Source organism: Actinomadura sp. KC345, assembly GCF_004348515.1.
Lineage (GTDB): Bacteria > Actinomycetota > Actinomycetes > Streptosporangiales > Streptosporangiaceae > Spirillospora.
On record NZ_SMKH01000523.1, the window covers coordinates 1 to 2,400 of the forward strand.

General features: G+C 73.5%; 3 protein-coding genes. All 3 read right to left on the bottom strand.

Annotation, left to right across the window (positions count from 1 at the left end):
• Window positions 1-405, bottom strand: a 405-nt coding sequence (locus tag E1281_RS39150) for an inositol monophosphatase family protein (RefSeq protein ID WP_279433692.1), incomplete at its 3' end; no start/stop codon positions are given.
• Window positions 406-436: 31 nt separating this feature from the next.
• The gene (locus E1281_RS39155; RefSeq protein ID WP_207943786.1) at window positions 437-1,213 is read right to left on the bottom strand and encodes a hypothetical protein; all 777 of its coding nucleotides are present in this window, start codon (window positions 1,211-1,213) and stop codon (window positions 437-439) included.
• Window positions 1,210-2,223, bottom strand: a complete 1,014-nt coding sequence (locus tag E1281_RS39160) for a hypothetical protein (RefSeq protein WP_131884736.1) — start codon at window positions 2,221-2,223, stop codon at window positions 1,210-1,212. Before E1281_RS39160 ends, E1281_RS39155 begins: the two co-directional genes overlap by 4 nt.
• Between the last annotated feature and the right edge of the window lie 177 nt (window positions 2,224-2,400).

The window sequence follows — 2,400 nt, forward strand, 5'->3', positions numbered from 1 at the left end:
CCCCGTCACCGGGTCGTGGACGACGCCCAAGACGGGCTCTGCGCGCGCGCACAACGCCAGGCCCACCGCGTACACGGGCATGCCGATCGCCACGTTGTTGGTCCCGTCCAGGGGATCGACGAGCCAGACCATCTCCTCGTCCGGCTCGCCTTGGAGGACCCCGGCCTCCTCGGCGATGATGCGGTGCCCCGGATACGCGGCCCGCAGCCGCCCGACGATCAGCTCCTCGGCGGCCGTGTCCAGGTCCGTCACCACGTCCCCGCCCGTGCCCTTCGGGCGGGCGTTGAGAGGTTCGCCCACGCCCGCGGCGAGCAGCCTCCCGGCGGCGGCGGCCGCGTCCACCGCCACGCGGCGGGCCGCGGAGAGGTCGACCGGATGGGCCGGGGACGGGGTCGTGGATCTCATCGGGCCTCTCCAGTCGGGTCCGGCGCCGGGCCTACCGGCGCGCCGAGCGGTGCCGCCGCGCGTGCGGATCGGCGGGCGGGCGCTCATCGTTCTCCGCGGCGGCCCGCGCGGGCCCCGGATGCGCCGCGGCGATCCGGCGGGCGGAACGCCGCAGGGCGCGCACGGTGTCGGCGGGGTCGGAACGTGAGCGATGCACCCGGTGGGTGGGGGTGTCCAGGGGGCCGAGCGACAGGTCGCCGCCGCCGGGCGCCTGCCGCCCGAGCGCGACCGTCGCCGCGTCCCTGCCGTCCTCGATGAGCGTCGTGTGGAACACCCCGGCGGGAAGCGTGTACGACTCTCCGGTCCGGTGGGTGCTGGACCGGCCGGGGGAGCAGCGGACGGTCCGCCCGGTCGCCCTCAGCTCGTCCACGCCGCCCTCGCTGACGACCTCGAAGACCTGCCGCGTCCGCTCCGCCGGGTTCCCGCCGGGCTCCCCGTCGATGTCCACCCGGACGTTCCGCAGCGTCCCGTACAGGACGAAGCTCACCAGCTCCCAGCTGTGGCAGTGCACCGAAGACGTGGTGGACGGCGCCGGGTGCACCTCCGGCGTCCAGATGTGCAGGCACACGCCGAAGTCGCCGGTGCGCTCCACGGGAAGGCAGACGAACCCCAGCGGGTGCCGGACGGCCGGAACGGGCGAGCGGCCCGCCGCGACGTCGTCCAGGACGCCTCCGGCCCACGCCGGTAACGTCCGCGCCGCCGTGCCGGCCCGGATCTCCTCGCGGATCTCCTCGTACCTCACTCCGGACGCCCCATCGCTCGCGGTCACTCGTAGGGATCCTTGGCCCGCAGCGCCTTCCGGATGATCTCGATGACGTCGCGGTCGGTGTAGCCCTGCGCGAGGTCGATCCCGATCACCTCGAAGAGCTTGCGGGCCTCCTCGACCGTCGGCTCGTCGTCCAGCGGCGCCAGCCTCGCCTGCTCGACCGGCACGCGGCGCGCCTGGTCCAGGCTGGTCTGCAGCTCCGCGCTCACCCAGCTGTAGTAGAACTTGTCGCTGTCGATCACCAGCGCCTCGCCGCGCGGGTCGTCGCGGGTCACCACGATCCGGGTCGCCGCGAGGTCGTAGCGGAGCGTCGTCATCGTCCGCGACAGGCCGATGTCGATGTCGAGCATCGCGAACCGCTGCTTGTGCCAGCACGACGCGAGGATCGTGGCGTACGCCTCTTTGCGGGTGCGGTCCAGCGTCCACGGCTCGCCCGTCGCGTCGGGGCCCTCCGCCACCGAGCGGCGGTGGCGCGCGTACGCCTCGCACACCTCCACGTTCGTGGGGTCGAGGATCTCCAGGCGGACCAGCAGCGTCCGCCGCTCCCTGCGGGCGGCGGCCACGCACTCGGGCAGCGTCCGCGCGCGGATGTAGGTGCCCGTCCCGCCCTTGAAGAACCACCTGTCGGTGTCGCGGCGCGCCTCTTCGAGGACCTGCGCGACCTCCGCGCCGCCGATGACGCGGACGACCGTGCTCTCGTCCAGGGCGCGCTTGGTGTCGGACAGGACGCTCTCGAACCCCTCGATGTGGGTCAGCCTGCCGCTCAGGTCGTCCAGCGTGGTCGAGGACGCCCGCAGCGTGTCGCGGACCTCGGCCTCGACCGGGATGCGGCGGTTGCGGTCCCGGAGCACCGACGTCGCCAGCAGGCCGATCACCGCGAGGATCGCGCTGTTGGTGATCTCCGCCTCGTTCGGCAGCTTCACCCCGACGCCGAGCACCGCGACGGTGATGGCGAGCACGAGCGCGATCACGGCGTCGGCGTTCTTCCCGAGCCAGGTGGCGAAGCGGGTCATGTTGTGCGGTTACCCCGTCCTAAGGTCGGCGCCTCGGGAGGCGCGGGGAGCGTCGCCACCCTCGAACGGCACGGTCGGCGCCGTCAACGTAACCACAGCACCCGGAGGTCGGGAAAGCCCCGCGGGGAGGGCGTTTCGCGTTCCCCGGAGGGATGATCGCCCTCCCCTCTCCCGACC

Excerpts from the sequence above, each read along its gene's own strand:
- E1281_RS39160 (WP_131884736.1), bottom strand. The coding sequence starts at position 2,223 with ATGACCCGCTTCGCCACCTGGCTCGGGAAGAACGCCGACGCCGTGATC.